Source organism: Methyloversatilis sp. (assembly GCF_030696805.1).
In the GTDB taxonomy this organism is placed as follows: domain Bacteria; phylum Pseudomonadota; class Gammaproteobacteria; order Burkholderiales; family Rhodocyclaceae; genus Methyloversatilis.
In genome coordinates this window covers 1-1,006 of the sequence record NZ_JAUYRO010000102.1, presented here as the reverse complement: position 1 = coordinate 1,006, position 1,006 = coordinate 1, and the positions used below count along the sequence as shown (strand labels likewise).

Below are 1,006 nucleotides of genomic sequence, written 5' to 3'. Positions count from 1 at the left end.
CGGCTGGGGGCTGAACGCGAACATCGCGCAGAACATATCGGCGAGGGTGACGCTGGGGCTGCCGATCCGCGACCGTCCGCAGGAGCCGCGCGGCTACTACGTGCACGTGCAGGTCGTCGCCCAGGTGTTCTGATGCCGCCGCGCCAACGCGAGCGAAGGATTGATCAGGCGGGCAGAACGAAGGGGAAGACGAGGACCGGAAAACGAAGGCAGAAGAGTGCGCTGCCGGCAACGAGGACCGTTACGCCACCGGCCGCGCGGAGGGATCATTCGGCCGGGATGAAATCCAGGCCCTTCGACAGTACGAACATCACCGTACAGCCTGTATCGGTTGTATGTGGCCCATGTGCCGTGCCGGCCGGCGCGGTGAACACCGAACCCGGGCCATAGGTCTTGCCGTTCTCGATGAACTGACCGTCTAGCACATAGGCGACTTCATCGGCTTGCGTATGGAGGTGAGATTGCACGCACGAACCGGCGTCGAACTTGTAGAGCACGGTGGATGCCGTCGTCGCGGGTTCGCCGTCGATCACCTTGAAGTACACGCCGTCGATGCCGCTGGGCTGCCATGCGAGCGAGTCGGCGTGAAATTCCTTTGTATACATGCACTGTCTCCTGGGGTGCCCGGTAAGCGCCGGGTTCAATACGTTAGTGGTCTAACAAAGAAGCATGGGCCATGCCACGGGCGACGCCACGGCTGCGCGCCGTCTGCCGCGATGACGCCGTGCATCCGGGGACGAAAGTCGGACCCCGTCCGACCACGGTGACCGATTTCCGGACCTGCGCTTGACGCGTTCGCACGGCGACAGCCGGAAAAGGCCCGTCCGCGCGCAGCACGGACGGGCCTTCGGGTGATGGCCGGCGGGCTTACTTGCCGGTTGCGACTTCTTCCAGCACGTTGAGCGACACGTCGGTTTCCTTGACGCCCGCCGGATTGGACTTCATGTTCGACGACCAGTTGGTGGCGTGGCCACGCTTGACGTCGATGATGTGTCCGATCACCGGC

1 protein-coding gene is annotated in these 1,006 nt (G+C 63.8%); it reads right to left on the bottom strand.

Features of this window, described 5'->3' with window-relative positions; translation table 11 throughout:
- Positions 1-266: 266 nt before the first annotated feature.
- Positions 267-605, bottom strand: a complete 339-nt coding sequence (locus tag Q8R75_RS17010; RefSeq protein WP_305626039.1) for a cupin domain-containing protein — start codon at positions 603-605, stop codon at positions 267-269.
- Positions 606-1,006: the final 401 nt, after the last annotated feature.

Coding starts and splice junctions, on each gene's coding strand:
- Q8R75_RS17010 (WP_305626039.1), bottom strand. CDS start 605: ATGTATACAAAGGAATTTCACGCCGACTCGCTCGCATGGCAGCCCAGC.